The 6,284-nt window shown below is 69.2% G+C and carries 5 protein-coding genes and 1 pseudogene; 2 read left to right on the top strand and 4 right to left on the bottom strand.

Annotated elements, in window-relative coordinates:
- Both P3W75_RS30355 and P3W75_RS30350 read right to left on the bottom strand, forming a co-directional pair.
- Positions 1 to 311 (bottom strand): annotated as a pseudogene (locus tag P3W75_RS30355) (type VI secretion system tip protein VgrG); the annotation flags it as partial.
- Between the two features lie 254 nt (positions 312 to 565).
- Positions 566 to 2,092, bottom strand: coding sequence for a DHA2 family efflux MFS transporter permease subunit (locus P3W75_RS30350; protein ID WP_276231030.1), 1,527 nt, complete (start codon positions 2,090 to 2,092; stop codon positions 566 to 568).
- Positions 2,093 to 2,269: 177 nt separating this feature from the next.
- On the opposite strand from P3W75_RS30350, the gene P3W75_RS30345 reads away from it, so the two are divergent.
- Positions 2,270 to 2,737, top strand: coding sequence for a MarR family winged helix-turn-helix transcriptional regulator (locus P3W75_RS30345; RefSeq protein WP_276231029.1), 468 nt, complete (start codon positions 2,270 to 2,272; stop codon positions 2,735 to 2,737).
- A 6-nt stretch (positions 2,738 to 2,743) separates the two neighbouring features.
- On the opposite strand, the gene P3W75_RS30340 is transcribed toward P3W75_RS30345, so the two are convergent.
- Positions 2,744 to 4,495, bottom strand: coding sequence for a diguanylate cyclase domain-containing protein (locus P3W75_RS30340; RefSeq protein WP_276231028.1), 1,752 nt, complete (start codon positions 4,493 to 4,495; stop codon positions 2,744 to 2,746).
- A gap of 1 nt (position 4,496) precedes the next feature.
- Complete coding sequence (locus tag P3W75_RS30335) at positions 4,497 to 5,534, bottom strand: extracellular solute-binding protein (protein ID WP_276231027.1); 1,038 nt, start codon at positions 5,532 to 5,534, stop codon at positions 4,497 to 4,499.
- Between the two features lie 274 nt (positions 5,535 to 5,808).
- On the opposite strand from P3W75_RS30335, the gene P3W75_RS30330 reads away from it, so the two are divergent.
- Positions 5,809 to 6,201, top strand: coding sequence for a DUF2946 domain-containing protein (locus tag P3W75_RS30330; RefSeq protein ID WP_276231026.1), 393 nt, complete (start codon positions 5,809 to 5,811; stop codon positions 6,199 to 6,201).
- Positions 6,202 to 6,284 lie beyond the last annotated feature (83 nt).

Raw genomic sequence — 6,284 nt, 5'->3', positions numbered from 1 at the left:
CGTGAAGCCGATAGCCGCTTGAACTGGGTGATGACGCCGTGCAGGGTGCGCAGCGGCGGCACCACAGGGGGCGTGTAACCGCGAATCCTCAGCGCATCGGGCGCCGCGTTCAGGCTGAAGCTGGCGTCCCTGGCCAGCAGGCTTTCCGCCGGGAGGTCCTGTGCCGGGCTAGTGAATTCGATGCGGTAGTGGAACGGTCGGCTGAGGCGCTCTTGCCCTTCGAACGCCAGTACATCCAAGGACGCGTCGAGGCCGTCGACGCTGAGGGTGTGCCGGCTGTGGTCGAAGAACGGGCGAATCGCATCAAGCATGTCTGAAGCCTCCGTGCCTGCGCTGGACTAGTGCATTCACTGGGCGAATGCAGCAGGGCACGACGTTGCTTCAGATGGTGACGCTCCGTTTGCAGAGGCGTTTTCGGCTGAAGGTCTGCCGTGCATAAGCGCCTGATGCTTGCAGCACCAACTCAGACTGTCTGCTCGTCAACCCCCCATAGCCCGTATGACATTTCCGAAAATAACGCACGCGGGACATCCCAAGTGTTCCGCCCTGCCTAACGATTACGCCTTCAATGGTCGGCCACCGCCAGCGGCGCCTTGCCGCCGAATGGCGGGCGGGTCAGCCAGATCACGCTCATCAGCACCAGGAAGATCCAGCCCAGGGCGTGGAACAGCTCGTTGAAGCTGATCTGGTAGGCCTGCTGGGTGATCATCTGGTTGAGCAGGCTGGCGCCCGCCTGCGGGTCGCCCTGGCCGAGCAGTTCCAGGCCCTGGCGCGCGCCGCTGTCGTAGGCGGTGATGCTTTCGCTGAGCTGGGCGTGGTGGAGCACCGCGCGACGGTCCCAGAGGAAGGTGGTGAGCGAGGCCGAGAAGCTCCCGGCCAGGGTTCGCAGGAAGGTCGACAGCCCGGAGCCTGCGGCGATCTCGTGGGGCTCCAGGTCCGACAGCAGGATCACCGTGGTGGGCATGAAGAACAGCGCCACGCCGACGCCCATCAGCGCCTGCATCAGGGCAACGTGGTGGAAGTCGATGTCGAGGGTGAAGTTCGAGCGCAGGAAGCAGGTGGCGCCCATGGCCACGAAGGCCACAGAGGCCACCAGGCGCAGGTCGAAGTTGGCCGCGTAGCGCCCCACCAGCAGGCTCAGGAACAAGGGCGCGATACCCAGCGGCGCCGCGGCCAGGCCGGCCCAGGTGGCGGTGTAGCCGAGGTTGCGCTGCAGCCACTGCGGCAATAGCAGGTTGATCGCGAAATAGGCCGAGAACGACAGCACCAGGGCCAGGGTGCCGTAACGGAAGTTGTGGTGGCGGAACAGCCGCAGGTCGACGATCGGCTCGCGGTCGGTCAGTTCCCAGATCAGGAACACCGCCAGGCTGATGGCCGCCACCAGCGCGCAGCCGATGATGAACGGCGAGCTGAACCAGTCCTCGTCGTTGCCCTTGTCCAGCAGCACCTGCAGCGCGCCGACGCCGATCACCAGGGTCGCCAGGCCGACGTAGTCGACCCGCGTGCGCTGCAACCGCTCCGGCTTGCCGCGCAGTTGCCGGCTGACCACGAAGGCGGCGAAGGCGCCGATCGGCAGGTTGATGAAGAAGATCCACGGCCAGGAGTAGTTGTCGGTGATCCAGCCGCCGAGGATCGGCCCGGTGATCGGCGCCACCACCGCCACCATCGACAGCAGCGCCAGCGCGGTACCGCGCTTGTGCGCCGGGTAGATGCCGATCAGCAGGCTCTGGGTGATCGGGTACATCGGCCCGGCCACGGCGCCTTGCAGGGCGCGGCAGAGGATCAGCATGTCCATGTTGCGCGACACCCCGCAGAGGAACGAGGTCAGCACGAACAGCAGGGTGCAGCCGATGAACAGCGGCACCTCGCCGAAGCGCCGCGAGAGGAAGCCGGTGAGCGGCAGCGAGATGGCCTGGCTGACGGCGAACGAGGTGATCACCCAGGTGCCCTGGTTGGCGCTGGCCGCCAGATTGCCGGCGATGGTCGGCAGGGCGACGTTGGCGATGGTGGTGTCGAGCACCTGCATGAAGATGGCCAGGGCCAGGCCGAGGGTGGTCAGGGCCAGACTCGGCGGACGGAACTCGGTGTTCATGCGCGGGAAACCTGGAGTGGGAACGGAAGTCGACCGGGCCCCGTTGGCGCGGCAGGAAATTCTGTGGCGACGGGCGAATCACTGTCAATGCAATCGTTGACTTTGCACAGATGAAATTTTGTCCCGGCCGCCCCGCCCCGTATCATCGGCGCCAATCGACTCGCAACGGACCGCCCCATGCCTTCTTCCTCCCACGACTACCTGTACCACCTCACCGGTTCGTTGCAGCCGGCGCGCCGTGCCTGGCAGCAGGCGGCCAGCCTGGTGCTGGCCGAGAGCGGCCTGTCGCTGGCGGTGGCCACGCCGGTGCTGCTGGTCTCGCGAATGGGCGACGGCGTACTGCAGAGCGCCCTCGCCGAGCGCATTGGCGTGCACCCGGCGGCGCTGGTGCGCACCCTCGACCAGGCGGAAGCCGCCGGCCTCCTGGAACGGCGCATGGTGCCGGGCAACCGCCGGCTGCGCGCCATCCATTTGCGGGATGCGGGACGCGAATTGGTCGAACGCCTGGAACGGCGCCTGACGGCGCTGCGCGCGGAAGTGCTGGGCAGCATCCCGCAGGCGGACGTCGAGACGGCCACCCGGGTGCTGCAACTGATGGAGGAAAAGGCCCGCGCCTACGCCCAGCGCGCACCGAACGAGGACTGAGGCGGGCTAGCCGCCCTCGGGCCGGCGCTCGATTTCCAGGCCGCCGCCCTGCTGGCAGGCGAAGCTGCGCCGGCCCTCGATCTTGGCCCGGTACATGGCCCCGTCGGCGCGCAGCAGCAGCTCCTCGGCGCAGCGGCCGTCCTCCGGGTAGAGGCTGATGCCGACGCTGGCGCCGATCTGCAGCTGGGCCTCGCGCAGCACCACCTTCTCGCTGAGCGCGGCGAGAATCTTGCGGGTCACGGTCGAAGCGGTGGAGGCGATGCCGGCACCACGCAGCAGCACCACGAACTCATCACCGCCCAGGCGCGCCACCAGGTCGTTCTCGCGCACCGCATGGCGCAGGCGCCGCGCCACTATGGTCAGCACCTCGTCGCCCACGGCGTGGCCCATCTCGTCGTTGATGCGCTTGAAGTAGTCGAGGTCGATGAACAGCAGCGCCAGTTGCTCATGGCTGGCGCCGACCTCGACCAGGGCGCGCTCCAGGCTCTGGAAGAACTGCACGCGGTTGGGCAGCCCGGTCAGCGAGTCATGGTGGGCCTGGTGATGCAGCTCCTGTTGGCTGAGGCTCATCGCTTCCATGCGCGCCTTCAGTTCCTTGCGCAGCTGGTCGAACCCCCGCGCCAGCACGCCGATCTCGTCCTGGCGCTCCAGTGGCAGCCGTACTTCCAGCGTGTGTTCGGCCTGGAAGCGCCGGGCGGCGTGGATGAGCATCTGCAGCGGGCGCGTCAGGGCGCGGGCGAAGAGCACCGCCAGGGCGGCGGCCAGCAGGCTGAACACCAGCACCATCTGCACGATGCTCAGGCCCAGCGGGTGGCCGCTGGCCAGCACCTCGCCCAGCGGCCGGGCCAGGCCCAGCACCACGAAGTGGCCCTGGCTGGCCAGGCCGAACGGCTTGCGCACGAAGGCCATCAGGCGGCCCTGCTCGGGGTGCGCGCCCTGCAGGTCGTTGACCAGCACCTGGCCGGCGCCCTCGAACAGCCCGTGGGTCTCACCGATGCTGTCCTGGATGAGGATGCGCCGGCCCTTGTCGAAGCCGAAGGTCATGCTCGGGTCGGGGTGCACCAGGAAGTCGCCCCATTCGTTGGTCAGGTACAGCTCCAGGCCCGACGGCAGGTCCGCCAGCAGCAGGTCGAGGAATTTCTTCAGGTCGACATTGATCACCGCCACGCCCACCAGCGTGCCGTCGGCGGCGCTCACCGGCGTGGCCACGCGCAGGGTCGGCGCGCCCTCGGCGGCGTGGGCGCCGTGTTCGTGGCTGACCGTGATCGGCGAGATGAACACCTTGCCCGGCGGCAGTTGCAGGCTTTCGAAAACGTAGGGCAGATGGCCCTTCTCCTGCAGTTGATCGCTGCCCACCCGTAGTACCTGGCGGCCGTCGCGGTCCAGGCGGATCACTTCCAGGCCATGTTCGTCGGCGGCGATCAGGCGCACCTGGGAATACTGCGGGTGCAGGCGCATGAAGGTGGCGAAGACCCCGGTCAGGCGCTCGCGGGCGACCTCGTCGGGTGGCGCGCGCAAATCCGCCACGCGCGGCGAGGACGGCATGTTGGCCAGGGTCAGGGTGTCGGCCGAAATGTCGTCGAGCAGCGCCGAGAAGCGCTGCGCCAGCAATTGGGTGGAGGTCAGCAGGTTGCGTTGCGCCTCGTCGGCCAGCAGTCGCTGGTTGGCCGTGTAGGCGTAGTAGCCGGTGACCCCGGACGAAAGAATGCCGATGCCGGCCAGCAGGATGCCGAGCTTGGCGACCAGTCCCAGGCGCATGCTAGAAGCTGCCCTCGCGGTCGCCGGAGACGATGCGGCTCCACAGCGCCTCGCGGCGGGCCACGTCTTCCACCGGCTGCAGCCAGTACAGGTGCGCGCTGGCGCTCTGGTCGGCCGGCGCTTCGAGGGTGTTCGACAGCCCCTGACGCTGGCTGAGCAGGCCACTGACCGCCGGCTCCAGCATGTAGTCGATCCACGCCTGGGCCAGGTCGCGGTCGTGCGCCGCGCGGGTCACCGCCCAGCAGTCGAGCCAGGCCAGGGCGCCCTCCGCGGGAATCGCGTAGCCGACGTCGGCGCCGGCCAGGCGCAGCTGGGTCAGCTGCTGGGCGCCGTAGTTGCCGAACATCAGCGCCACCCGGTGACGCACGAAGAGGTCGGTGGCCTCCTCCGGCAGGCTGTAGTAGCCCAGCAGGTTGTGCCGCAGCTCCACCAGGCGCCGCGCCACGCGGCGGGTCTGGCGCTCGTCGAGGTGGAAGGGGTCGGCGATGCCCAGGGTCAGCGCGGTGAAGGAAAAGTTGTGCTGTGCGCTGTTGAAGGCCAGCACCCGCCCCTGGTAGAGCGGGTTCCACAGCTCGGCCATCGAGCGCGGCGGTTCGCTGACCTGACGGCGGTCGTAGATCAACCCGATGGCCGCGTAGGTATAGGGAATGGCGTAGGCGCGGCCGTCGGCGACCAGCCCGCCGATGGCCTGCAGGTCGCGGAAGCGCGGCAGCTGCCGGCGGGTATTGGGGATGGCCGCCAGGTCCAGCGGTTGCAGCAGCCCGGCGCGCTGGTAGCGCTGGATTTCCGCGGTGTTGGCGGCGACCACGTCGAACAGCCGGCCGCCCTCGGCGTGCAGGCGGTCCCACAGCGCCTCGTCGGAATCCACCAGGGTCACCACCACGCGAGCGTGCTGGCGCGCCTCGAAGGCCTTGACCACGTCGGCGTCGGCGTAGCCCGGCCAGGCCAGCACGTGCAGGACCCGCTCGTCCTGCGCCGCCACCGGCAGCGCGGGCGTCCCGAGGACGACCAGCAACAGCCACCATACCGCTTTGCGCATATCCCCGCCCTGGAAGGCGCCGGCACCTCGCCCCCGGTCGGGGCACGTCGGCGGCGCGCTGCTGATTCTAGTTCTATGGCCCGCACGCGGACCGGCATGCCAAGAATGCCAGCATCGCCATGCCTTGCAAGGGTGCCGACGGAATTGTGCTGGCACTTCGTCAGCTTTCCGTCGGCGCCTGCGACCTCTTGCCCCGCCCCGCCGAGCTTTCCCGGCGGCCGGGGAAGTGGCAGCATACCGCCCGCAACCCGGCACCACAGATCGGGAACGACCCTTGCGCCGTCACTCAGCACAGTTCCGCCTCGCCTCCTGGCTGGCCATCATGGCCCTCGGGCTGCTGCTGTTCGCCCCCACCTTCTCGCGCACCCTCCAGGCCGTCGAGCACGTCATGCCGCCGCAAGGCGCCTGGTGCTCCGCCCACGACGGGAGCACGGCGCCCAGCATGCCGATGGCGCCGGCCGCCGGGAAAGGCGGCATGGCCCACGACGGCCTCGCCCCGGCCTGCGGCTACTGCGACCTGCTGCACGACAACCCGGCGCTGCTCTGGAGCATCGCCCTGGCCCCGGCGCTGGCGCCGATCAACGCCCAGGCGCCGCCCTACAGCCTGCCCCGCCCGCCGTTCCTCGCGCCGCTGGACGTCCGTCCGCGCGGCCCGCCCCTCGCCTGATCCGCTTCCACGACAGCTTCCAACCCGCGCCTTGAGCGTGCGCGCCCGTGCGCGCGCCAGGCCGCGTCCCGTCGTCCCGAACA

The sequence above is a fragment of the Pseudomonas citronellolis genome (assembly GCF_029335315.1).
GTDB classification, from domain to species: domain Bacteria; phylum Pseudomonadota; class Gammaproteobacteria; order Pseudomonadales; family Pseudomonadaceae; genus Pseudomonas; species Pseudomonas citronellolis_A.
Note: the sequence above shows the minus strand (reverse complement) of the source record. Positions and strands in the feature narration are given on the sequence as shown.

What these genes read in the sequence shown, in the direction of transcription:
- P3W75_RS30340 (WP_276231028.1), bottom strand. Translation starts at nt 4,495, where the DNA reads ATGCGCCTGGGACTGGTCGCCAAGCTCGGCATCCTGCTGGCCGGCATC.
- P3W75_RS30345 (WP_276231029.1), top strand. Translation starts at nt 2,270, where the DNA reads ATGCCTTCTTCCTCCCACGACTACCTGTACCACCTCACCGGTTCGTTG.
- P3W75_RS30350 (WP_276231030.1), bottom strand. Translation starts at nt 2,092, where the DNA reads ATGAACACCGAGTTCCGTCCGCCGAGTCTGGCCCTGACCACCCTCGGC.
- P3W75_RS30335 (WP_276231027.1), bottom strand. Translation starts at nt 5,534, where the DNA reads ATGCGCAAAGCGGTATGGTGGCTGTTGCTGGTCGTCCTCGGGACGCCC.